Genomic DNA, 22,775 nt, shown 5'->3' on the forward strand with positions numbered 1-22,775 from the left:
CTCCTTAATTTATATATATTTATAAGATAACCAAATTTTAAAATATATAGTACTTTATACTCACTTGTTTACTCTTTAAATATAGCATTATAAAAGCCTTCTTAATATTAAGAAGGCTTTTATAATGCTATATTTACTTAACCATACTATGTTCTAGTCTTAATTTATCTGCTATCATAGCTATAAATTCAGAATTTGTTGGCTTTCCTTTTGTATTATGCACTGTATAACCAAATAATTGATTTATTGTATCAACCTTACCTCTACTCCATGCTACCTCTATAGCATGTCTTATAGCTCTTTCAACTCTACTTGGGGTAGTATTAAATTTCTTAGCTATACTTGGGTATAATTCCTTAGTTACAGCCCCTAGTAATTCTACGTTATCTATCACCATCTTTATAGCTTCTCTTAAATAAAGATATCCCTTTATATGAGCTGGAACACCTATTTCATGTATTATATTAGTTATTTCTGTTTCTATATTACCTACATTTTTAACAAAGTCACTTCTTGTCATTTGTATATCAGCATGAGTTCTAGGCTTTATATCTGAATGTGTAGGTCTATTTGAAACTAATTCTCTTATTCTATTTATGAATATTACAAAGTCAAAAGGTTTAACTATATAATAGTCTGCCCCTAAATTTATTGCACTTTGTGTTATTTTATCTTGTCCTACAGCTGATAGAACTATTATTTTAGGCATTTTAGGTATATCCATAGAGTTTAACTTCTCTATAACACCTAATCCATCTAAATGCGGCATTATAACATCTAGGACTAATAAATCTGGTTGTAATCTTTTTACTAAATCTAGTGCCTCTATACCATCTTTTGCAATTCCTAATATTTCTATATCGCTTTCATTAGATAAGTACTCCTTAAGTACTTGACAAAAATCCTTGTTATCATCTGCTAAAACTATTTTTATTTTATCGCTCACTTAAACTTCCCCCCATTAATAAAACATCTTCTCTTTTATATAAAAATTAAAACCCTTTATACTTAAGCATATTCGACATAGTAAAATTATATTCCTTCAATATATTTGAAATCTATTGAAAAATATATTAAATTTTAATTTCTCTTATCTAATTCTATCATCTCATCTATAAAAATACCATATCCTTTTTTGGCATTATCTTCAAAAACATGTGTTAATGCCCCAATTAGCTTATTATTTTGTATAATAGGGGCACCACTCATACCTTGCACTATACCACCTGTATAACCTACTAATTTCTCATCAACAATTTCTATAACTATGTTTTTATCTCCTTTATTTTCATATATATTTTCTATATTTATGTCATATGGATATATATATCCTTCCTCATTTTCAAATAAAATACTTGCTTTACCCCTTTTTATTTCATTCTTATTTCCCACTTGTATAAGAGGTAATCTATATTTTATATTATTTATTATATCTCCCTTTATACCTTCATTATCATTTTTGCTAAATGTTCCTATTAAATTGTATCCATCCAAATTGCAATCAAAATTACCAATAGCACTCTCTGTTGATTTCTCTAAATTTAATTCTGTTGGATAATATACACTACCTTCTTTTATTTTTAATATTTTACTTGTATCAAAATCTTTTATAGGATGTCCTATCGCTCTAAATTCTTCATTATCTGGATCATAAAATGTCATAGTTCCAATTCCTGAAACTTTATCTCTCACCCATAACCCTAGCCTTTTTTCTTCACTTTCTACTTTTAATTTTACCTTTATAGCTAGTTCTTTACTATCTCTCTCAACTGTTAAATATACAAAATCTTCTTTAATACCTTTTATATATTCATATATATCATAAGCATTTTCGATTTTTTTTTCATTTATCTTTATTATATTATCCCCTTTTTTTATTCCTCCTACATACTCTAATGATTCGTCTTCATAACCTATTACTAATACTCCATCTGTTTTAGCTTTTATTCCAATTAGATTACCGCATGGATAAACATACTTATTACTCTTATTTACAGCCTCTATATAGTAATTTTTTATACCATCATAAGTTATAGATATTAAAAGTATAACTACCATAATTATTAATGTTAAAAATACTGAATTTCTTTTAATTTTCATAAGTATATCTCCTCTTTTATATATATACTTATAGTTCCTAATTTGGATTTTTTTATACAAAAAAAGAAGCTCTAAAGGCTTCTTTTTGCTAGTTCTATTATTTCACTTGCGTGTTCAATAGTTTTTTCTGTTATATTACTTCCAGCTATAAGTCTAGCTATTTCATCTCTTTTTTGATCTTTATCTAACTTTTTAATAGTAGTAAATGTTCTTTCGTTATCCGTACTCTTCTCTATGCAGTAATGAGTATCTGCATTAGCAGCAATCTGTGGTAAATGAGTTATACAGATAATTTGCTTTTTCTTTCCTATATTGCTAAGCTTCTCTCCTACTATTTGTGCTGCTATTCCACTTATACCTGTATCTATTTCGTCAAATACTAGTGTATCAATTTGGTCTATATCAGCAAGTATGGTCTTAAATGCTAGCATAAACCTAGACATTTCTCCACCAGAAGCTACTTTATATATAGGTTTGATATCTTCACCCAAGTTAAATGATATCATAAATTCTATATCATCCATTCCTCTAGATGTGAATATTCCTTGTTCAAAACTTACTTTAAATGCAACATTTTTCATATTTAAGCTTTTTAATTCTTCTAGTAGAACTTTCTCTAACTGTTTAGCTACTATTTTTCTTTGAGAGGTTAAAGCCTCAGCTCTTTCTTTAAGCCTACTTTCAAGCTTATTCAATTTAAGTTTAAGCTCTTCTACTCTTTCATCTCTATTTAATATTTCATCTAGCCTATTTTTTATATTTTGGTGGTAATCAAATATTTCTTCTATAGTTTCTCCATATTTTCTTCTTAGGCTATTTATCTCATCAACTCTAAGTTCTATTTGTTCTAATTCATATGGTTCAAAATTTATATTTTCTTTATAATTTCTTATCTCTCTTGATATATCTTGAAGCTCATACATTATTCTTTCTATCTCATTATTATAATCACTTAAACTTTTATCATATTCACATATTGATGATAGTTCTTTTACTGCATTACCTATTAAATCTACTGCATTAACTTGACCTTCATATAAATTTTGATAGCTTATATTTAAATTTTTAAAGATTTTTTCACCATTTCTATATACGTCCCTTTGTTTTAGTAAGTCTTCATATTCATCCTTACTAAGATTGGCAGATTCTATTTCATTTATTTGAAACTTTAATAAATCTATTTCTCTTTGAATTTGCATATCATCTTTATTTTCAGTTAATATATTTAGAGCTTTTTTTACATCGCTATACTCATCATATATTTCTTTATATGAAGTTTTGAATTCTTCTAATTCATGTTCTCCAAATAAATCTAAAAATTCTAGATGAGTGTCTTTATTGAATAATGCTTGTGTTTGATGTTGCCCATGAACATCTATAAGCTTAGATGCTATTTGCTTTAAAACGTTCATCTTAACAGTTCTTCCATTAACCCTAGCAACACTTTTTCCATCACTATATATTATTCTAGTTATTACTAGTAAATCATTATCATCTAGTTCAAGATCATTATCATTAAGTACTTTTATTAAATCTTTGTTTTTAGATTGAAATATAGCTTCTACTACACCTTTTTCAGTTCCTTTCCTTAAAAAGGATCTATCATATTTCTCTCCTAAACAAAGTCCTAGTGCATCTATTATTATAGATTTTCCTGAACCTGTTTCTCCTGTAAGTATGTTCAAATTTTTATCAATATTTAAACGAAGCTCCTCAACAAGAGCACAATTTTTCATATATAACTCAAGGATCAATTCTAAATCCCCCTCTTTTAATAAATCATATAAATGTTTTACTTACTTAGGCTATGAGAATTTTCAACAACCTCTATTATCTTATTAGTATGTTGTTCTTTATTAAACTCATATCCTTCATTACCATTTCTTAAGTGTATTAAATACTCTATATTTCCTTCAGGACCTTTTATTGGTGAGTAATCTAATCCTAATATTTCAAATCCATTTTCAACAGCAAAATTAGATATCATTTCTATAACTTCAATATGTGTTGATTTTTCTCTAACTACACCTTTTTTACCAACTTTTTCTCTACCAGCTTCAAATTGTGGCTTTATTAAAGCTACGATTTGACCATCTGGACGTATTAATTCCTTGCATTTTGGTAGCACTAGCTTTAAAGATATAAAAGATACGTCTATAGATGCAAAATCTGCAAACTCTTTAGTTTGTTCTATAGTAACATGTCTTATATTAGTTCTTTCCATGCAAACTACTCTTTCATCTTGTCTTAACTTCCATGCAAGTTGACCATAACCAACATCTATAGAAAATACTTTCACTGCTCCATTTTGAAGCATACAATCAGTAAATCCTCCTGTTGATGATCCTATGTCCATACATACTTTTCCTTCTAATGTTAAATCAAAGTTATTCATAGCTTTTTCAAGCTTTAATCCACCTCTACTTACATATGGTATTGGATCTCCTTTTACCTCTATCTTAGCTTCTTCATCAACATCAGAGCCTGCTTTATCGCATCTTTGATTATTTACAAATACAAGACCTGCCATTATTGCCTTTTTAGCTCTTTCTCTACTTTCAAAGTATCCTTTTTCTACTAATAATAAATCTATTCTTTTTTTCATAAAATTACCTTTCTAGTTCACAGTCTTTTACTCTCATCGCTATCTTCTCTGGAGATAAACCTATTGTATCATATATTTCATCTGCATTCCCATGAGGTACAAATGCTTCTGGAAGACCTAAATTCATAATATCAACATCAATTTTATTGTCTGTTATATATTTATTTATCCTACTTCCAAATCCGCCTATTATTGTATTATCTTCAATAGTTATAACCTTTTTATGAGTTTTTAATAAATCTGATAAAAGATTTTTATCGATAGGCTTTAAAAACCTTGCATTAACTATTGTTGGATTTATATCCTCTTTTACCAATAATTCTTTAGCTTTAAGGGCATGTTTTACCATATTTCCTATTGCTAGTATTAGTATATCTTCTCCTTTTGACAATACCTCATAACTTCCTACTTTTATAGGTTCATACTTACCACTTTCTAAGTAATAACTACCACCTCTTGGATATCTAATAGCTACAGGTTCTTTTAATTCTAGAGATAAATCCATCATTAACTCTAACTCTCTACAATCTTTAGGTGCCATAACTGTTATATTTGGTATTGCATTTAAATAACTTAAATCAAACATCCCATGATGAGTTTCACCATCATTACCTACTATACCAGCTCTATCTATAAGGAATGTTACAGGTTTTTTAGTAATACATACATCATGTATTACTTGATCATATGCCCTTTGTAAAAATGATGAGTATACAGCAAAATACGGTTTTAAACCATTTTTTGCAAGTCCTGCAGCAAATGTAGTGGCATGTTGTTCTGCTATACCAACATCATAGTATCTATTTGGATATACTTTTTCAAATAAATTTAATCCTGTACCCGATGGCATGGCTGCAGTTATTGCACATACTCTGTTATCTTTTTCTCCCATAGATACTAATTTTTCTCCAACTAATGAAGATATAGATTTTGTACCAGATGATTTTATACCTTCTCTTATATCAAACTTTGACACTCCATGATATTTATGTGGTTCATTTTCTGCAAATCTATATCCTTTACCTTTTTTAGTTATAACATGAAGAAGCTTTGGTCCTTTTTTTTGTTTACATTTTTCTAAAATTTCTATTAACTCTTTAGTATTGTGCCCATCTATAGGACCATAATATTTTATTCCTAAAGATTCAAATAACTCACATTCTTGAGGAATAAATGTACTTATTATACTATCTTTAAATTTATTGGCTGTCTTAGATATTAACTCTCCTCCAGGAGCTATATTTAATATCTTTTCAACTTCACTTTTTACTTTATTAGCTGTTGAGTTTCTAACTATACTAGATAAATACCTAGACATTCCACCCACATTTTTATCTATAGACATTTCGTTGTCATTTAGTATAACTATCATATCAGTTTTTGTATGTCCTAGATGATTTAATGCTTCTAGTGCCATACCACCTGTTATTGATCCATCTCCAATTACAGCTATGACATTACTATTTTCTCCCTTTATATCTCTTGCACATGCAATACCATGTGCTACTGAAATTGATGTGCTACTATGCCCTGTATCAAATATATCATGTTCACTTTCACACTCTTTAGGAAATCCACTTAAACCATTTAATTGTCTTAGTGTATTAAATTCTTCTTTTCTTCCTGTTATCATCTTATGTACATAAGATTGATGCCCAACATCCCATACAATTTTATCTTTAGGACTTTCAAATACTTTATGTAATGCTAGTGTAAGCTCTACAACCCCTAGATTTGAAGCCAAGTGCCCTCCTGTCTGAGAAACAGATTTAACTAAGAATTTTCTTATATCTTTTGATAGTTCATCCATTTGTTCAACGTTCATCAACTTTATATCACTTGGGGAGTTTACTTTATCTAAATATTTATACATATAATCCTCACCTTTATTTATCAGCTATTAATGCAATTAATAGTCTATAATTTACTTTATACAAATTTTATTTATAAAATTCTAACATCTAAAAAATGAATATACCTTAGTATTGACTAAGTTATATTCATTTTATAACCGTATTAAAATATTTACTATTTCAAGTATCTTAATCTATATAAAATTTAATCATCTATAATTTTACTTATAAACATATAATTTTAATACTTTTGTCAAATACGAATTATATCATACATTGTATATTTTTTCAATTTACACGAAGTATAGTGCTACTAATATACCTAGTATTGCTCCAAACAATACTTCTTTAGGAGTATGACCTACTAGCTCTTTTAATTTTTCATGTTTTATTGGTTTTTTATGATGTACATCATCTATAATTTGATTTAGTATTGCTGCTTGCTTTCCTACAGAACGTCTTACTCCAGTTGCATCATACATTATTATCAAAGAAAATACACATACTATAGCAAAGTCAGTTGATTGAAAACCTCTCTCTATACCAACTAGTGTTGATAGACTCGTTACAAAGGAACTATGAGAACTTGGCATTCCTCCTGATGTAAATAATCTAGAAATCTCAATTCTCTTATCTTTTCCTGTAAATATTTTTATAAATTGTGCTAAGAAACAAGCAAATATACTTATCCCTAAAACTTTGTTGCTAAAAATTTGTGAAAAAAAATCCATTGTTCCTCCTTAGTACTCTCTATCCACTATATAATCAGCTAAACCGCTTAAAAACTCTGTTTCATTTGATATTTGATTTAAGGCTTCTTTAGCTTCTTTTATTAACCTATTAGCTTCCTCTTTTGACTCTTCTAGACCTATTAAGGATGGGTAAGTAGATTTGTTATTATCTATGTCACTACCTACTTTCTTTCCTAACTTAGACTCATCTCCAACTATATCTAGTATGTCATCCACTATTTGGAAGGCTAATCCTATGTTTTTAGCGTATTTAGTTATATTTTTTAATTCATTATCATTTGCATTTCCTATTATAGCTCCTGCTCTCATACATCCTATCATTATAGCTGCAGTCTTATTATTATGTATATAATCTAGTTTTTCCTTAGATATTTTTTTATTTTCACTTTGAATATCTACTACTTGTCCACCTATCATACCATTTATTCCTGCAGCTGATGCTATTTCATACATAGCATTTAGATATTTATTTGGATTTTCTTTGTTCATAGAACCTAAAAGCATAACTTCAAAAGCATAATTTAAAAGGCCATCTCCTGCAAGTATAGCCATATCTTCACCAAATACTATATGATTTGTTTTTCTACCTCTTCTTAAATCATCATTATCAAGTGCTGGTAGATCATCATGTATTAAAGAATATGTATGTATCATTTCTATTGCCATAGCAAATGGTATAGCATCCTTATAGTCTCCACCTACCGATTTACATGCTTCTAATGTAAGTATTGGTCTTAATCTTTTTCCACCTGCACTTAAACTATAATTCATAGCCTCCATTATAGTTTTTTGGTATCCTTCTTCTTTTGGCATATACTCTTTTAATAATTTTTCTATATAACTTGCTTTTTCTTTTAGCACTGCTTTAAATTCCACATTTATTCCTCCCTAATATCAAATTCTTCTTCTACACCTAATTTATTAAATTTACTTATTTTAAATGTCGCATCATCTAAAAGCTTATTACAATATTTATAAAGACTTATACCTTCTTCATACAAACTTAATGACTCATCTAAACTAGCATTTTTAGATTCTAATTTTTCTAGAATTTCTTCTAATTTTTTATAGGCTTGTTCATACGTTAGATTCATGTCTATACCTCTTTTGATTTTATTTTTTCAACAGTACACTCAATACTTCCATCTTTTAAAACTATATCCAAGTTATCTTTAAAATTTATCTCTTTTATACTGTTTACTGTAACTCCATGTTTTGATAATATACTATACCCTCTATCTAAGGTTGATAATGGGCTCATATTATGAAGTATTGCTCCAGTTTTTGAAAGTCGATCTTTTTCTGTGTTTAATTTCTTTTCTGCTTCAAGTGTTATTTTATCATATATCCTATCTAATTGTATAATTTTATCTCTTATTATATAGGACTTAACATAACTATTTATATTATCTATAGTATGATTTAGCCTATGCTCATTTATATTTATATTACTAGTTAATGATTTATTCATTCTATTTAATATGTTATGTAGTTTATAGTTTAGTTCCTCTAGTGATGGTGTTGCTATTTCTGCTGCTGCCGATGGTGTAGGTGCCCTCATATCACTTACAAAATCGCATATAGTAAAATCTGTTTCATGTCCTACTGCAGATATTATAGGTATTTTAGATTCAAAGACTGCCCTAGCTACAATTTCTTCATTAAATGACCATAACTCTTCTATAGATCCTCCACCTCTACCAACTATAATGGTATCTACATTGTCCATCCTATTAAAAAATTCTATCCCATCACATATATCATACTTTGAATTTTCACCTTGGACATTGACAGAGTATAGTTTTATACTAACTTTTGGGTATCTTCGTTTTACTACGTTTACTATATCTCTTATAACTGCACCTGTTTGTGATGTTACTACGCCTATGGAATTTGGTATTTTAGGAATAGGCTTTTTATATTTATTGTCAAATAATCCTTCTTTTTCTAACTTTTCTTTTAATTTATTAAACTCTATATATAAATTTCCTATGCCTTCTGTTTCTATAGAATTTATATACAACTGATAAGAACCATCTCTTTCATATACAGATATATATCCATTAGCTATAATCTTAGTTCCATTAGTTAACGCTAAGTCTTTATTATAATTATTTTTAAATATAACACAGTTTATTTTTGAATTTTCATCTTTTAAAGATAAGTATACGTTTCCACTACTATGTATTTTAAAATTCGATATTTCTCCTTTTACTTTTAAATTGTATAGAATAGGATCATTACTTAATATTCTTTTTATATATGAATTAGCTTCACTTATAGTTAAGGCTCTTATTTTCAAATTTTTTCACTCCTATTAAAGCACAACCAACAGCATTGTCTGTTGCGTACTCTGGTTTAGTAAAATATGTATTTATCTTATATTTTCTTAATCTATTTGTTAACTCTTTCGATATATACTTACTAGCAGATACTCCTCCAGCAAATACTATATCTTTTATATTGTATTCTTTACTTATATGTTCTATTGATTTTATCATATTTCTAACTACTGCATCTAAAACTAATTTACTTATATATTCTTTATCATAATCATCTATTATATTATTTATTTGATTTTCAAGACCTGATAAGTTCATATATCCCTCTTTTACAGATGTTTTTAAACCTTGTTTTATTATAGATTTACAATTTAATGCATTTTCATCTATATACTTACCACAAGGGAAGTCATATCCCATCTTAACTCCAATTCTATCGATAAGTTGCCCAAAACTTATATCCTTACTTCCACCCACTATTTCTATATCATAGCTTTCTTTGTTTTTAGTACAAAGTAGTATTTCTGTTGTTCCTCCTGACATATGAACAGATAAAAACCTTTCCTCATTTAATTTATTATTTAAAAGACTTGCTTCTATATGATTTTCTTGATGAGTAGTTTCATATAAATCACAACCTATCATCGTTGAACACAACTTAGAAAAATTATATCCTACAGTAAATACTGGCATGTAAGATTTTTTAATTGGCCTTGGTTTTGTAGATGCACATATTCCAACTACATTATATTTATTTATAATCGATTTTATTTTACTGTCTATTTCTCCTAAATTATTTATATGCTGAAAAACAGCTTCACTTTGCCTTAATCCCTTACTATCTTTTTTTACTTTAAGTAATATTTTTTCATTAAATATTACTTTTTTATCTAAAGATATAGCTGCTATAGAAGTTGTATAGCAGCTAGTATCTATTCCTATTATTATATTATTTTGATTCTGTTTCACTAACAACACTTCCTAATATTCCATTTATGAATTTAGGAGTTTTGTCATCACAGTATAATTTAGCCATTTCTATAGCTTCATTGATTGAAACTTTATTTGGTATCTCTTCTACAAATAATATTTCACATATAGCTAGTCTTAATATTGCTAAGTCTACTTTGGCCATTCTATTAACTGACCAATTTTTAGCATATTTATTTATCATTGCATCTATCTCGTCCGATTTTTCACTTAATAATTTACACATTTGAGCCATATATTCTCTATCTATAACATCATCAGCTTTTAAATTTTCTAATTTTAACTCTGGGTTATTTGAATATTGTAATCTAAGCTCTTCATATCTATTTGTTATGTATTCTAATTGATCATTTAAAAATTTATCTAATACATCACCCATATCTTCTTTAGTTATTTGAGTTTGATATATTAATTTCATCATATACTCTCTTGTAGTTACTTTTCTCGCCTTATCATTTTTCATTAGTCTTAATCCTCCTCTAATTGATATTATGTACATATTACACAATAAAAAACCCTCTGATTTTCAGAGGGTTTGATTAACTTTTCTTAGCTTGCTTAGCTTCTTCTTTCTCAGCTTTTTCTTTCTTAAAGCTGATTCCTTGAACATGTATATTAACTTGAGAAACATTTAATCCTGTCATTGTCTCAACAGTGTTTTTAACATTTTCCTGAATCTTAAAAGCTATGTCTGGTATAGATACACCATATTCTATCATAACCATAACATCTAAGCTAACTTCCTCTTCTTCTACTTGTATTTTTACACCATTATTTTTAAATAATTTATCTGTTAATGTTGTATTCGTTTCAACGCCTTCTATCTCTAATGCTGCAAGACCTGCTATAGTAGATATTACATCATTAGATATTTTAACTTGTCCAAAATCATTATTTTCCATGATAAACTTACCCCCTTATATAAGGAACTATTTTATAATTATAATAATACCAAATACCATTAAACTTTGCAAGGAAATAACCTTAGTTAAATTCTAAGGTTATTGTTTTCTTTATATTAATATGTACATTTTTTGTTTTGTATTAATTTTCATTGTTCATAATTTTTATATTTTCATAATCTACTTTAGCTTCTTCTGCTACTAAATCAAATACTTTTGCTGCATCTTTCTTTTCAAATTTCTTCTCATTTACTACAACATTTACACTTTCATCACTTATATATACTAATGCATTTTCAAAACCTTTAGTACTTAATAAGTTTTCTATTTTAAGTTCAGTTTCCTGGTCTTTAACTAATTTAAGCTTCATATTTGATGCCTCTTCCCTAGCTTTATCTGAAGTAGATGGATTATTTATCATTTCATTTAATTGTCCACTTAATTCATTTCTTTGTTTTTCTCTAGTCATTTTCATATCTAGTATATATGTAGACTTTTTCATATTTTTTTCTGATGTTAATTGACTTTTTATCTCCTTACTCGTTTCAGTTACTTTTTCACTAACTTCGCTTTTTTTACTATCTACGACTTCTACTTCATCTTCTTTATCTTTTTTATTTTCAGATTTTTTTTCTGAGTTTTTCTCTATTTGCGCTTCTTCATACGCTTTTAGCTCTTGACCTGTTTCTATAGCTGATTTTTCGCTTAACTTATAATTTACAACTCCTACTACTACTAACATAGCTGCTAAACTTACTACAACAAAACCTCTACCTTTATAATCAAACTTCATTTTTATCCCCCCAGTTTAATATTTATTACTTTGCATATACCTCTACTTGATGCCCTGCTACTTGAAGAGCAGTTTGTACAGCATCATAAAGTGTTTCTTTAACAGCAGGGTCACTAGCCCCACTTGATACTACTATTACACCTTTTACACTAGCCTCATTAGTTTTTAGTACTATTGGTTCATTTGAACCTGATGTTATTATAGTTTTATTATCACTTGATGTTGTTATAGTTCTTTCTCCTCCCTTAGTATCTTTTTCTTCTGTTTTTTCTGTAGTTGAGTTTGAATTATATGCAGGTTGAATTTCTTCACTAGACTCAAATGTTATCATCACATCTACTTCCCCAGCACCTTCTATTTTTGATAATATTTCCTTTAGCTTACTTTCTAAAGCATCTTCTTTACTTGGAATCTGAGTAGCTTTTGGTTCATTCTTTGTAACTACCTCTTTTTTCTTATCATCTTTTGGTGATAAATTTGGCATTGCAATAAGAGCTATTGCACAAACTACTACTAAAGATAATAATGTGTATATCTTTTTTTTATCTTTTTCATTTAGGTTTTTAAACATCCCCACAACTCCTATTAATCAATTTCTATAGTTTCTATAGATACATCTAGTATCTCTATTAAGTCCTCTTTTAGTTTATCTTCATCTATTCCTTTTTGACTTTCATCACTTTCATTAAAAGCTTGTTTTATTTTTTCTTTTTCATTAGATTGTATGTCCTCTTTTTCACTTTTATTACTATTTTTTTCTTTAACTTTTATATTTTCTATATCAGATCCATTTATATCTACATCTTCTAATTCATATCCATACTCATCTAACTTTAGCTTTAAGACTTCTTTAAGTCCATCTTCATATCCTTTACTTAAGCTATCTTTACCTGTTTCATTTGCCAAACCATTTATACTATCTACATATTCTTTATTATACTTAGCCATAGACTTTAAAATAGTGTCCTCCAATCTGATATTAGATGAAAATATATTTATAATTGGAGTTAAAACTATAAACACAAATATGAAATTTAGTACTAAATTTATATAGGGTTTTATTTTAGATGATGGTAAAATCATATTAACTACATTTACTATAAAAGCACCTATTAGTATAGTTATAATCCACTGTTTTATACCTTCTAACATAACCCACCTCTTATCCTTGAGCTACTACACTTATTGAAGTTATTATTGCTACTGTTACAAAAAACATTATTGCAATTGCAATTATGCAAGCCAACATTACTACCATTAAGTTAGCTATTTCATTTAAAAAGCTTGATATTTTCTCTTCTCCTATAGGCTCTACTACTATAGCAGATATTTTATAAACTAATACTACAGATAATATTTTTATAACTGGAAACAAGCAAATTCCAACTATTAATACAAGGCCTATTCCACCAAATACACCTTTTATAAGCTGTGATGATGAGAGTAATATATCAACTGAATCAGATACAAAATTCCCTACCACTGGGATAAAGTTTCCTAAGGCAAATTTAGCTGTTTTAACTGTAAAATTATCTATGCTTTTTACGTATAAACCTTGCATAGATACAAGTCCTAAATATATAGTAAACATTGCTCCTATAGAAACTAAATTTATTTGTCTTATAAAAGATGATAGTTTTTTGAGTTTTATACTTTGAGATAAGTTATTTACGACTAGAATTGCAAATGCTACAGAAATTGAAACGAATAAAAATTGTTTAAAAATTATATTTATAAATGCAACTCCACCTATAAATATTGGATTTAAAACTGTTGATGTAATAGGAAATCCTATAAGCACCAATAATGTTATAAGTATAGGCATTATTACTTTCATTAAATTTACGGTGGAATCTATAGTATCATTACATATTGATAATATATCTTTAAATCCGACTAACGTAAGAGATACTATTGTTATAAATATTATATAAGTAATTATTTGACTTATTGCTCCCGATGAAAAAGAATTTTGTAAACTTTTAAGTAAAGATGATAATAGTGCTAGTACTAATATTAGTGATGCTACCTTTAGACTTGCTTTGAATTCATCAAATAACATATATTTTATAGATTCTTTTTTAAACAAATCTGTTATTGTTTTTTCTCCACTTATAAGTTCCTTTATAAATACTTTTAAATCGACTTTTTCTACTACTATTGAATCTTGTATAAAATTTTCTATTTCTCCTATGTTTATTTTTTCTAATTGACTATCTATATAATTATCTATACTTTTCTTTGTTTCATTATAGTTTTCATCATTATCATTTTCGTTTGAAAAACTTATAGAAAAAGATACTATAATCATAAATATAGTAAGTATAGATGTTAAAAAACTTTTTTTCATATGTAATCATTCTCCTAAGGGATAATATTTATTATCATCTCTACAATAGATAAGAGTATTGGAAAAGACATAGTCATAACTATTACTTTTCCTCCAAATTCTAATTTGGAGGCTATACTTTTTTCTCCACAATCATTACAAAGTTGTATTGCAAATTCCATAAGATAAGCTATACCTATTAGTTTTATTATTAAAGTTATATATACAGATGGTATATTAGCCTTCTGTGCTAAACTTTGTATACTTTCAATTATAAAGTTTAGCTTAAATATTACAGATAAAAGTATCGTTACCCCTGCAAGTATTGCTATGAAATTTGCCATCTCTGGTCTTTTAGGTCTTATAATTAAACAAATAGTCATTGCCAGTATAGCGACTCCAATAAGTTTTATAATTTCCAAAATGTCACCCCCTACTTAGTAAAGCATGAACATCGTCTTTATTGTATCAAATAAAACACTTACCTCTTTTAATACAATTGTAAATGCCATAACTACTCCTACTACAGTGACATATATTTGCCAGTCTTTTCTGCCTGAAGCATCTAATATAGTATTAATTATTGTTATTAAAAGTGCTCCTATACCTAACTTAAATATTAGTGAAATATCCATACTAATCCTCCTATATCAAAATTATTCCTATAGCTAATCCTATAATTGTAGATAATTTTTTATAAACTGCACCTTTTTTATTTATATCTTCTTTAGTTTCATTAGTTATGCCCTTTAAATTTTCTATACATAAATCGATCATTCTAGTTTGAGATTCTATATCACTTTTGCCTAAAGCTAATATAAGTTTTTTAACTTCATCAACCTCCTTATCTTGTAAATAGGTTTCTTTTTTTAAAATACTTATATTGTCATTTAAAATATCTTCTAATATTTTTTCAGTATTATTTGTAAGTCCATATTTTAACTTCATAAAAAACTTATGTGTAAAATATTCTTTTTTGTTTGAAAGTCTTTCAAACATTTCTTCTAAGGTATACATACCAAAGTTCAAGTCCATTCTCATTATCTCTAATATTTTTATGAGATCATTTACTTGTTTATGCCTTTTTGTATAAGCTTTACTTATATATTCACCTATTAAGTAGCTACAAGCTACTAAAATACCTATTATTGTAATTTTAATTTGCAAAATACCATCTCTTTTCTTCTAAATCATATATTTTATCTATTGTTCCTGGCCCATTTTTAGCAGAAAGTATAATTACTTTTTTAAATAGCTCTTTATCTAATAATCTATTTAATTCTTTTCTATTTTTTATATCTTCTATAGAATCACCATGTACTGTAGTTATTAAGCTAACACCACTATTTAAAGCCGTATATAAGGCATCTATTTCACCTTTACTACCTATTTCGTCTGTTACTATTAAATTAGGTGACATAGACCTAAGTAACATTATTATTCCTATATCTTTGGGACAAGTTTCTATTATGTCAGTTCTTATTCCTACATCCATTTGAGGTATTCCAAGATATGATCCTCCTATTTCATTACGTTCATCTATTAAAGCAACCTTTATACCTTTAAATCCATAATCTTTATTCCCATTACTTAAATTTCTTACTATATCTCTTACTAGAGTTGTTTTGCCACACTGAGGTGGAGATATTATTAAAGTGTTATTTACTGAATTGCTTCCTTTTATGATATGATTTAAAATTTTATTAGAGCATCCTATAACTTCCTTTGATACTCTTATATTTAAAGATGATACATGCTTTATATTTTTAACTTGTCCATCTTCAACTATTGCCTTCCCAACAATACCTACTCTATGTCCTCCTCTTAATGTTATAAATCCTTTTTTTATATCATCAATAAAAGAATGTATTGAATATTTGCATATCATTTGGAAGCTTTGCTCTATATCATCCTTAGTTACTATGTATGAATCACCATAGCTAGTTTCAAGCTTGTTCAAGTTTATATTATAAAAATAGTCCTTATTATTTGAATTTATGATAAGTGGTTTATTACAGCGTAATCTTATCTCTTCTATACTTATGCCATCTTTTATTATATTTTTAATTTTATCCCTTACGTTAATTGCTAGTGAATTTATAACTTCATTGCTAAGTTCATACATAACTATCCTCCTCCTTTGTATATATAAATTCTATTAAATAAACATAAAATTTATGACAACAAAAAAAGAAGTCATAAGACTCCTTCTCTATTTCCATCTTTTCCATTGTACTATAAATAAAATACCTGCTAAAAATAATGCACTTCCTATACCTATATATACTGGTGACCAGTATATTGGTTTTACAAATGAACTTTCTCTAATAGTTATACCTAATGTCATCATAACAGCCATTATTATATAGCTTTTAGTGTCAAAGAATGAGAATATGCATAGTTTTTCTTTATCTTTGTCAGCTATTCTATCTCTATGTTTGTTAACTAATTTTTTAAATATAAAATTGAAAAATATATAAAATACTACTATAGATACTATTATTGATATTATTATTTTACTTCTTAAACTTAAAAATGCATCAAGCCCAAGTTTTAAAACCATCCCTCCAGCTAAAATCCATACTATTCCAGCTATTAATAGTAGATTTTTCTTATAACATCTTGGTACAAAATTTTCCATATTCCGTCATCTCCATAAATTTTTTGCTCCTTTAATTATACCCTTATATTTTTATATAAAACTTTATATACAAAATATTTTCTATACTAATTTAATTTATTATATATTAAGATTTTAGTGCTTACTTTTATAACCTACCAAAAACAAATAAAGTATATAATCCTTATAATTAAAATAGACTTTCTACTTTTGTAGAAAGTCTATTTTACTAATATTTCTTTAATACTATAGATGCGTTATGCCCACCAAACCCTAGTGAATTTGATAATGCATATCTAACTTTTTTATTTCTTCCTTTATCTAATACATAATCTAAATCAAGTTCTTCATCTACATTTTGAACATTTACTGTAGGCGGTATAAAGTTATCTTTTATACTCATGGCACAAACTACTGCTTCTACTCCACCTGCTGCTCCTAATAAATGTCCTGTCATAGACTTAGTTGATGATACACATATGTCATATGCTTTTTCTTTAAATACTGTTTTTATGGCTTGTGTTTCAAGTTTATCATTGTAGTAAGTAGATGTTCCATGTGCATTTATATAGTCAACTTCTTCTATAGGAACCTCTCCATCTTTTAGGGCCATTTCCATAGAACGAGCTGCTCCTTCACCATTTTCAGCTGGTGTCGTCATATGATATGCATCTGCTGTTAATCCATACCCTACAATTTCAGCATATATATTAGCATTTCTTTTTAAAGCATGCTCCAATTCTTCTAGTATTAAAACTCCTGAACCTTCTCCCATGATAAATCCATCTCTATCTTTATCAAATGGTCTTGATGCAGTTTTTGGATCATCATTTCTAGTTGACATAGCCTTCATATTACAAAATCCTGCAAATGCAAGTGGAGTTATAGGAGCTTCACTTCCTCCTGCTACCATAATATCCGCATCTCCTCTTTGTACTATCTTAAAAGCATCTCCTATTGAATGTGTCCCTGATGCGCAAGCTGTGCATACATTTGTATTCGCTCCTTTAGCTCCTAAAAATATAGACACTTGACCTGATGCCATATTTCCTATCATCATAGGAACTAAAAATGGACTTACTCTTTTGTTTCCTTTGTCTAAAAGAATTTTATGTTGTTGTTCTATAGTTTCAACTCCACCTATTCCTGTTCCTATTATTACACCCATACGATCTTTATTTATAGAATCTAAGTTTAATTTTGCATCTTCTACTGCCATTTTAGATGCAGCTATAGCATATTGAGTAAATTTATCTAATCTTTTTATTTCTTTTTTATTTATATATTCTTCTGGATTAAAATCTTTTACTTCTCCTGCTATTTGAGTTTGGAAAGTACTAGCATCAAATCTAGTTACAGTGTCGATTCCACAAACACCAGCTTTTATATTTTTCCAAAAGTCTTCTTTATTATTTCCTATAGGTGTAACACATCCTAAACCAGTTATTACAACTCTCTTTTTCATAGAGAAATACCTCCACTATTTATTAGCTTCTATAAATTTAACTATATCTCCTATAGATTTGAAGTTTTCTGCTTCTGTATCTGGTATTTCCACTCCAAATTCATCTTCTAAAGCCATTATTATTTCTACTGCATCTAATGAATCAGCTTCTAAATCCTTCATTAATGAAGTCTCCATTGTTATTTCCTTATCTTCTACACTTAATTGCTCTCTTATTATTTCTACAACTTTTTCAAACATTTTTATTTCCTCCTAATTTTTCAAAATTTTCAATCTTTTTATTTTATAACTATACATACATAAAGTTTACTTTGCTAATATCACCAAGGATATAGCTCGTATTCACTCATTTTCATCTATTTCTAAATGATTTATAATAAAGTCTTTAAATTATCAATAAATTTTAAAAATCTTTATTATTGCATTACCATTCCACCATCTACATTTATAACCTGACCAGTTATATAACTAGACATATCACTTGCTAAAAATACTACTGCATTAGCTACATCTTCTGGTTTTCCAAATTCTTTTTTAGGGATAGTACTTAACATGCTATTTTTTATATCATCACTTAATATTTTTGTCATATCAGTGTCTATAAATCCTGGTGCTACTGCATTTATATTTATATTCCTTGATGCAAGTTCTCTTGCTGTTGATTTTGTAAATCCTATAACTCCTGCCTTAGATGCACAGTAATTTCCTTGACCTGCATTTCCTATTATCCCTACTACAGATGATATATTTATTATTTTTCCATATTTATTTTTCATCATAGGTCTAGTAACTGCCTTAGTACAATTGAATACACCTTTTAAATTTATATCTATTACCTTATCAAAATCTTCTTCCTTCATTTTCATAAGTAAGTTATCTTTAGTTATACCTGCATTGTTTACTAATATATCAACTCTACCAAATTCTTTTATAGTTTTATCTATCATTTCATTAACTTCTTCAGATTTTGATACATCACATTTTATAACTATACATTTTGCACCTAAATTTTCTATATCTTCTTTTGTTTTTAATGCTTCTTCTTCTTTAGATGTATAGTTTATAACTATATTAGCTCCATTATATGCAAGTTTTTTAGCAATCTCTTTTCCTATACCTCTAGACCCACCTGTTATTACTGCTATTTTATTTTTCAGATTTAACATACTATCTCTCCATTCTTATAGCTCTTTACGAATTCTTCTAAAGAATCCATATTCTCTATATTATAAATATTTACATTTTTATCTATATTTAAAGATATCTTCTTTATAAATCCTTTTAAGGTTTTTCCTGGGCCTATTTCTATAAATGTGTCATAACCTTCATTTATTAACTTTTCTATTGAATCTTCCCAAAGTACAGAAGAACTAACTTGTGATATAAGTAAATCCTTGCCTTCATCTTCATAGTATTTTGCATTAACATTTGATACTACACTTACCTTAGGTTTTCTTATGTTAACCTTATTTAATTCTTTAGATAATTTTATTCCTGCTTCTTTTAACATTGATGAATGAAATGGACCACTAACATTTAACTTAACAGCTCTTTTAGCTCCATTTTCTTTTAGTAATTTTATAGCTTTATCTATATGTTTATTTTCTCCTGATATAACTACTTGCCCTGGAGAATTATAGTTTGCTACCTCGACTATTCCATCATCTATATTATCTATTATGTTTTTTAGCTTATTCCTATCTAATCCTAGTATAGCAGCCATAGCTCCTTTATCTACTGGGACAGCTTCTTGCATAAATCTTCCTCTTTTTTTAACTAAAGAAACGGCCTCCTCAAATTCAATAGCATCTGCAGCTACTAACGCACTATATTCCCCTAATGATAATCCTAAACATGCATCATATTTAAAGTCTATTTTTTCGCTTAACGATTTTAAAAGAGCTATACTATGAGTAACTATCGCTGGCTGAGTATTTTCTGTTTTAGATAAAGTTTCATTATCACCTTCAAACATTATATGTTTTAGGTCCATGTCTAAAACTTCACAAGCTCTATCTATAACGTCTTTGGCTATACTATCATTTTCATATATATCTTTTGCCATGCCTACATACTGACTTCCTTGTCCTGGAAATACTAATGCTATTTTACCCATAAGCCACCTCCTAATCTATAAATTTATACTTGGCATTATCTCTTTAGCTTGGTTGACTATATCATCTATAATTTCCTTACAAGGCTTAATATCTTTTACTATAGATGCTATTTGACCAGCCATAAACGACCCATTTTCAATATCCCCATCTATAGTAGCAATTCTTAAGGATCCCACACATTTTTTATCTATCTCTTTTGGATCTAATCCTTGCTTTTCCATACTAAGAACTTCTTTTGATAATTTATTTTTAAGTGTCCTAACAGGATGGCCTGTACTTCTTCCTGTTACTATAGCGTCTCTATCTTTAGATTTTATAATCATATTCTTATAGTTTTCATGTACACTACACTCTTCACTACATATAAATCTAGTTCCTATTTGAACTCCTTTAGCTCCTAGGACAAGTGCTGCAACAACGCCTCTTCCATCAGCTATACCACCTGCTGCTATAACAGGTATATTAACTGCATCTACAACTTGCGGGGTTAGCACCATAGTAGTTAATTCTCCTATGTGACCTCCGGCTTCTGTTCCTTCAACTATAACTGCATCTGCTCCTAGCTTTTCCATTCTCTGCGCTAATGCTATTGTTGGAACTACTGGTATAACTTTTACATTTGCCTTTTTAAGTCTTTTCATATACTTTGCTGGGTTACCTGCTCCTGTTGTTATCACAGGTATATTTTCTTCTATTACCAAATCTATTATTTCATCTGCAAATGGAGATAATAGCATTACATTTACACCAAAAGGCTTATCTGTAAACTCCTTGCATTTTCTTATTTCTTCTTTTATTATTTCCTTTGGTGCATTACCACCTGCAATAATTCCTAATCCACCTGCATTTGAAACAGCACTTGCTAAATTGGCATTAGCAACCCATGCCATTCCGCCTTGTATTATAGGATATTGTATATTTAATAATTCACAAATTTTATTCATCATTTCCTCCTTATATACTCCATTTAATAACTGAAGCTCCCCAAGTAAGTCCTCCACCAAATCCTACTAATACTACGTTATCATCTTTTTTGATTTTAGAACTTCTATATGCTTCATCCATAGCAACAGGGATTGATGCTGCAGACATATTTCCGCATTTGTGTAAATTTACATAAACTTTATCCATACTTAACTTAAGTCTTTTTGCCGATGCCTCTATTATTCTTATATTTGCTTGATGTGGTATAAGATAATCTATATCATTAGTGTCCAAACCTGCCATTTCTATAGCCTTTATGGATGCATCTCCCATTATCCTAACTGCAAATTTGTATACGTCATTTCCTGCCATTTTTATAGTGTGAAGATTATCCTCTACAGTGCTTTTACTAGCTGGAAGCCTAGATCCTCCAGCTGGTATATTTAAGAAGTCTTTACCTCTTCCATCTGCACCAAGGTAAGTAGATAGTATTCCACCATCATTTACTTTACCTATAACAACTGCTCCCGCTCCATCTCCAAATAGGATAGAAGTACCTCTATCACTGTAGTCTAATACCCTTGAAAGTACTTCTGCTCCTATTACCAAGATGTTTTTATAGCAGTTAGTTTCTATAAATTGTTTAGCGATAGTTAATCCATATACAAAACCTGAACATGCAGCTGATATATCAAAAGCACAAGCATTAACTGCACCTATTTTTTCTTGTACTAAACATGCAGTTGATGGAAATGCCATATCTGGTGTAGCAGTTGCTACTATTATAAGATCAATTTCACTTGCTTGTAAATTTGCACATTCCATAGCTTTAAGCGCTGCCTTTGCAGATAAATCTGATGTTGATTCATTAGCATCAGCTATTTTTCTTTCACTTATTCCTGTTCTAGTTTTTATCCATTCATCATTTGTATCTAATATTTTTTCAAAGTAAGAATTATTTACTACCTTTTTAGGTAGGTAACTTCCTACGCCTAATATACCAGCTTTTTTGTTCATATATAAATTAACCCTCCATACGAGTT

General features: G+C 28.3%; 27 protein-coding genes. All 27 read right to left on the reverse strand.

Going from position 1 to position 22,775, the window contains the following annotated elements:
• Nucleotides 1-133: 133 nt before the first annotated feature.
• The 27 genes from spo0A to I4U89_RS07690 all read right to left on the reverse strand — a co-directional run bounded on the left by spo0A (nucleotide 134) and on the right by I4U89_RS07690 (nucleotide 22,749).
• A complete protein-coding gene (spo0A, locus tag I4U89_RS07560) occupies nucleotides 134-946 on the reverse strand; it encodes a sporulation transcription factor Spo0A (protein ID WP_195939780.1) in 813 nt (270 codons plus the stop codon).
• A 134-nt stretch (nucleotides 947-1,080) separates the two neighbouring features.
• Entirely contained in the window at nucleotides 1,081-2,100 is a 1,020-nt protein-coding gene (locus tag I4U89_RS07565; protein ID WP_195939781.1) for a SpoIVB peptidase S55 domain-containing protein, read from the reverse strand.
• Between the two features lie 71 nt (nucleotides 2,101-2,171).
• A complete protein-coding gene (gene recN, locus I4U89_RS07570) occupies nucleotides 2,172-3,854 on the reverse strand; it encodes a DNA repair protein RecN (RefSeq protein ID WP_195939782.1) in 1,683 nt (560 codons plus the stop codon).
• A 38-nt stretch (nucleotides 3,855-3,892) separates the two neighbouring features.
• Nucleotides 3,893-4,705 (reverse strand): TlyA family RNA methyltransferase, encoded by an 813-nt coding sequence (locus tag I4U89_RS07575; RefSeq protein ID WP_195939783.1) that lies wholly within the window; start codon nucleotides 4,703-4,705, stop codon nucleotides 3,893-3,895.
• 4 nt (nucleotides 4,706-4,709) lie between these two features.
• A complete protein-coding gene (gene dxs, locus I4U89_RS07580; RefSeq protein ID WP_195939784.1) occupies nucleotides 4,710-6,578 on the reverse strand; it encodes a 1-deoxy-D-xylulose-5-phosphate synthase in 1,869 nt (622 codons plus the stop codon).
• Nucleotides 6,579-6,851: 273 nt separating this feature from the next.
• Nucleotides 6,852-7,289, reverse strand: coding sequence for a divergent PAP2 family protein (locus I4U89_RS07585; protein WP_195939785.1), 438 nt, complete (start codon nucleotides 7,287-7,289; stop codon nucleotides 6,852-6,854).
• 9 nt (nucleotides 7,290-7,298) lie between these two features.
• Nucleotides 7,299-8,186: a polyprenyl synthetase family protein gene (locus I4U89_RS07590; RefSeq protein WP_195939786.1), complete on the reverse strand. Its 888-nt coding sequence runs from the start codon at nucleotides 8,184-8,186 to the stop codon at nucleotides 7,299-7,301.
• Between the two features lie 2 nt (nucleotides 8,187-8,188).
• Nucleotides 8,189-8,404 carry an exodeoxyribonuclease VII small subunit gene (gene xseB / locus I4U89_RS07595; RefSeq protein ID WP_092924446.1) on the reverse strand — a complete coding sequence of 72 codons (216 nt, stop codon included), beginning with the start codon at nucleotides 8,402-8,404 and terminating at the stop codon, nucleotides 8,189-8,191.
• Between the two features lie 2 nt (nucleotides 8,405-8,406).
• Nucleotides 8,407-9,612, reverse strand: coding sequence for an exodeoxyribonuclease VII large subunit (gene xseA, locus I4U89_RS07600; RefSeq protein WP_195939787.1), 1,206 nt, complete (start codon nucleotides 9,610-9,612; stop codon nucleotides 8,407-8,409).
• The gene (locus I4U89_RS07605; protein WP_195939788.1) at nucleotides 9,584-10,561 is read right to left on the reverse strand and encodes a Kae1-like domain-containing protein; all 978 of its coding nucleotides are present in this window, start codon (nucleotides 10,559-10,561) and stop codon (nucleotides 9,584-9,586) included. The genes xseA and I4U89_RS07605 overlap by 29 nt, the downstream gene beginning before the upstream one ends.
• Nucleotides 10,542-11,045, reverse strand: a complete 504-nt coding sequence (nusB, locus tag I4U89_RS07610; RefSeq protein WP_092924440.1) for a transcription antitermination factor NusB — start codon at nucleotides 11,043-11,045, stop codon at nucleotides 10,542-10,544. The genes I4U89_RS07605 and nusB overlap by 20 nt, the downstream gene beginning before the upstream one ends.
• A gap of 76 nt (nucleotides 11,046-11,121) precedes the next feature.
• Nucleotides 11,122-11,484 carry an Asp23/Gls24 family envelope stress response protein gene (locus I4U89_RS07615; RefSeq protein WP_195939789.1) on the reverse strand — a complete coding sequence of 121 codons (363 nt, stop codon included), beginning with the start codon at nucleotides 11,482-11,484 and terminating at the stop codon, nucleotides 11,122-11,124.
• 142 nt (nucleotides 11,485-11,626) lie between these two features.
• Nucleotides 11,627-12,277 carry a SpoIIIAH-like family protein gene (locus I4U89_RS07620; protein WP_195939790.1) on the reverse strand — a complete coding sequence of 217 codons (651 nt, stop codon included), beginning with the start codon at nucleotides 12,275-12,277 and terminating at the stop codon, nucleotides 11,627-11,629.
• Between the two features lie 25 nt (nucleotides 12,278-12,302).
• Nucleotides 12,303-12,848, reverse strand: coding sequence for a stage III sporulation protein AG (locus I4U89_RS07625; RefSeq protein WP_195939791.1), 546 nt, complete (start codon nucleotides 12,846-12,848; stop codon nucleotides 12,303-12,305).
• 14 nt (nucleotides 12,849-12,862) lie between these two features.
• Nucleotides 12,863-13,429, reverse strand: coding sequence for a stage III sporulation protein AF (locus I4U89_RS07630; RefSeq protein WP_195939792.1), 567 nt, complete (start codon nucleotides 13,427-13,429; stop codon nucleotides 12,863-12,865).
• A 10-nt stretch (nucleotides 13,430-13,439) separates the two neighbouring features.
• Nucleotides 13,440-14,627: a stage III sporulation protein AE gene (gene spoIIIAE, locus I4U89_RS07635; RefSeq protein ID WP_195939793.1), complete on the reverse strand. Its 1,188-nt coding sequence runs from the start codon at nucleotides 14,625-14,627 to the stop codon at nucleotides 13,440-13,442.
• Between the two features lie 14 nt (nucleotides 14,628-14,641).
• Nucleotides 14,642-15,028 carry a stage III sporulation protein AD gene (gene spoIIIAD, locus I4U89_RS07640; protein WP_195939794.1) on the reverse strand — a complete coding sequence of 129 codons (387 nt, stop codon included), beginning with the start codon at nucleotides 15,026-15,028 and terminating at the stop codon, nucleotides 14,642-14,644.
• A gap of 15 nt (nucleotides 15,029-15,043) precedes the next feature.
• Complete coding sequence (locus I4U89_RS07645; protein ID WP_092924426.1) at nucleotides 15,044-15,241, reverse strand: SpoIIIAC/SpoIIIAD family protein; 198 nt, start codon at nucleotides 15,239-15,241, stop codon at nucleotides 15,044-15,046.
• Nucleotides 15,242-15,251: 10 nt separating this feature from the next.
• On the reverse strand, nucleotides 15,252-15,773 hold the full coding sequence (locus I4U89_RS07650) for a stage III sporulation protein AB (protein ID WP_195939795.1): 522 nt from the start codon (nucleotides 15,771-15,773) through the stop codon (nucleotides 15,252-15,254).
• Nucleotides 15,763-16,731 (reverse strand): stage III sporulation protein AA, encoded by a 969-nt coding sequence (spoIIIAA, locus tag I4U89_RS07655; RefSeq protein WP_195939796.1) that lies wholly within the window; start codon nucleotides 16,729-16,731, stop codon nucleotides 15,763-15,765. The genes I4U89_RS07650 and spoIIIAA overlap by 11 nt, the downstream gene beginning before the upstream one ends.
• A gap of 87 nt (nucleotides 16,732-16,818) precedes the next feature.
• Nucleotides 16,819-17,247 carry a hypothetical protein gene (locus I4U89_RS07660; RefSeq protein WP_195939797.1) on the reverse strand — a complete coding sequence of 143 codons (429 nt, stop codon included), beginning with the start codon at nucleotides 17,245-17,247 and terminating at the stop codon, nucleotides 16,819-16,821.
• Nucleotides 17,248-17,455: 208 nt separating this feature from the next.
• On the reverse strand, nucleotides 17,456-18,691 hold the full coding sequence (gene fabF / locus I4U89_RS07665) for a beta-ketoacyl-ACP synthase II (RefSeq protein ID WP_195939798.1): 1,236 nt from the start codon (nucleotides 18,689-18,691) through the stop codon (nucleotides 17,456-17,458).
• Nucleotides 18,692-18,706: 15 nt separating this feature from the next.
• Nucleotides 18,707-18,931 (reverse strand): acyl carrier protein, encoded by a 225-nt coding sequence (gene acpP, locus I4U89_RS07670; protein WP_092924416.1) that lies wholly within the window; start codon nucleotides 18,929-18,931, stop codon nucleotides 18,707-18,709.
• A gap of 176 nt (nucleotides 18,932-19,107) precedes the next feature.
• Complete coding sequence (fabG, locus tag I4U89_RS07675; RefSeq protein WP_195939799.1) at nucleotides 19,108-19,857, reverse strand: 3-oxoacyl-[acyl-carrier-protein] reductase; 750 nt, start codon at nucleotides 19,855-19,857, stop codon at nucleotides 19,108-19,110.
• Nucleotides 19,851-20,807: an ACP S-malonyltransferase gene (gene fabD / locus I4U89_RS07680; RefSeq protein WP_195939800.1), complete on the reverse strand. Its 957-nt coding sequence runs from the start codon at nucleotides 20,805-20,807 to the stop codon at nucleotides 19,851-19,853. The genes fabG and fabD overlap by 7 nt, the downstream gene beginning before the upstream one ends.
• 15 nt (nucleotides 20,808-20,822) lie before the next feature.
• The gene (gene fabK / locus I4U89_RS07685) at nucleotides 20,823-21,752 is read right to left on the reverse strand and encodes an enoyl-[acyl-carrier-protein] reductase FabK (protein WP_195939801.1); all 930 of its coding nucleotides are present in this window, start codon (nucleotides 21,750-21,752) and stop codon (nucleotides 20,823-20,825) included.
• Nucleotides 21,753-21,762: 10 nt separating this feature from the next.
• Nucleotides 21,763-22,749, reverse strand: a complete 987-nt coding sequence (locus I4U89_RS07690) for a beta-ketoacyl-ACP synthase III (RefSeq protein WP_195939802.1) — start codon at nucleotides 22,747-22,749, stop codon at nucleotides 21,763-21,765.
• Between the last annotated feature and the right edge of the window lie 26 nt (nucleotides 22,750-22,775).

This window comes from Romboutsia sp. 1001713B170131_170501_G6 (assembly GCF_015668195.1).
Taxonomy (GTDB): domain Bacteria; phylum Bacillota; class Clostridia; order Peptostreptococcales; family Peptostreptococcaceae; genus Romboutsia_C.

Excerpts from the sequence above, each read along its gene's own strand:
- I4U89_RS07660 (WP_195939797.1), bottom strand. The coding sequence starts at position 17,247 with ATGGAAAATTTTGTACCAAGATGTTATAAGAAAAATCTACTATTAATA.
- fabF (WP_195939798.1), bottom strand. The coding sequence starts at position 18,691 with ATGAAAAAGAGAGTTGTAATAACTGGTTTAGGATGTGTTACACCTATA.
- fabG (WP_195939799.1), bottom strand. The coding sequence starts at position 19,857 with ATGTTAAATCTGAAAAATAAAATAGCAGTAATAACAGGTGGGTCTAGA.
- I4U89_RS07625 (WP_195939791.1), bottom strand. The coding sequence starts at position 12,848 with ATGTTTAAAAACCTAAATGAAAAAGATAAAAAAAAGATATACACATTA.
- xseB (WP_092924446.1), bottom strand. The coding sequence starts at position 8,404 with ATGAATCTAACGTATGAACAAGCCTATAAAAAATTAGAAGAAATTCTA.
- I4U89_RS07585 (WP_195939785.1), bottom strand. The coding sequence starts at position 7,289 with ATGGATTTTTTTTCACAAATTTTTAGCAACAAAGTTTTAGGGATAAGT.
- I4U89_RS07630 (WP_195939792.1), bottom strand. The coding sequence starts at position 13,429 with ATGTTAGAAGGTATAAAACAGTGGATTATAACTATACTAATAGGTGCT.
- I4U89_RS07620 (WP_195939790.1), bottom strand. The coding sequence starts at position 12,277 with ATGAAGTTTGATTATAAAGGTAGAGGTTTTGTTGTAGTAAGTTTAGCA.
- I4U89_RS07615 (WP_195939789.1), bottom strand. The coding sequence starts at position 11,484 with ATGGAAAATAATGATTTTGGACAAGTTAAAATATCTAATGATGTAATA.
- acpP (WP_092924416.1), bottom strand. The coding sequence starts at position 18,931 with ATGTTTGAAAAAGTTGTAGAAATAATAAGAGAGCAATTAAGTGTAGAA.
- fabD (WP_195939800.1), bottom strand. The coding sequence starts at position 20,807 with ATGGGTAAAATAGCATTAGTATTTCCAGGACAAGGAAGTCAGTATGTA.
- spoIIIAE (WP_195939793.1), bottom strand. The coding sequence starts at position 14,627 with ATGAAAAAAAGTTTTTTAACATCTATACTTACTATATTTATGATTATA.
- dxs (WP_195939784.1), bottom strand. The coding sequence starts at position 6,578 with ATGTATAAATATTTAGATAAAGTAAACTCCCCAAGTGATATAAAGTTG.
- I4U89_RS07645 (WP_092924426.1), bottom strand. The coding sequence starts at position 15,241 with ATGGATATTTCACTAATATTTAAGTTAGGTATAGGAGCACTTTTAATA.
- nusB (WP_092924440.1), bottom strand. The coding sequence starts at position 11,045 with ATGAAAAATGATAAGGCGAGAAAAGTAACTACAAGAGAGTATATGATG.
- spoIIIAA (WP_195939796.1), bottom strand. The coding sequence starts at position 16,731 with ATGTATGAACTTAGCAATGAAGTTATAAATTCACTAGCAATTAACGTA.
- fabK (WP_195939801.1), bottom strand. The coding sequence starts at position 21,752 with ATGAATAAAATTTGTGAATTATTAAATATACAATATCCTATAATACAA.
- I4U89_RS07575 (WP_195939783.1), bottom strand. The coding sequence starts at position 4,705 with ATGAAAAAAAGAATAGATTTATTATTAGTAGAAAAAGGATACTTTGAA.
- I4U89_RS07565 (WP_195939781.1), bottom strand. The coding sequence starts at position 2,100 with ATGAAAATTAAAAGAAATTCAGTATTTTTAACATTAATAATTATGGTA.
- I4U89_RS07690 (WP_195939802.1), bottom strand. The coding sequence starts at position 22,749 with ATGAACAAAAAAGCTGGTATATTAGGCGTAGGAAGTTACCTACCTAAA.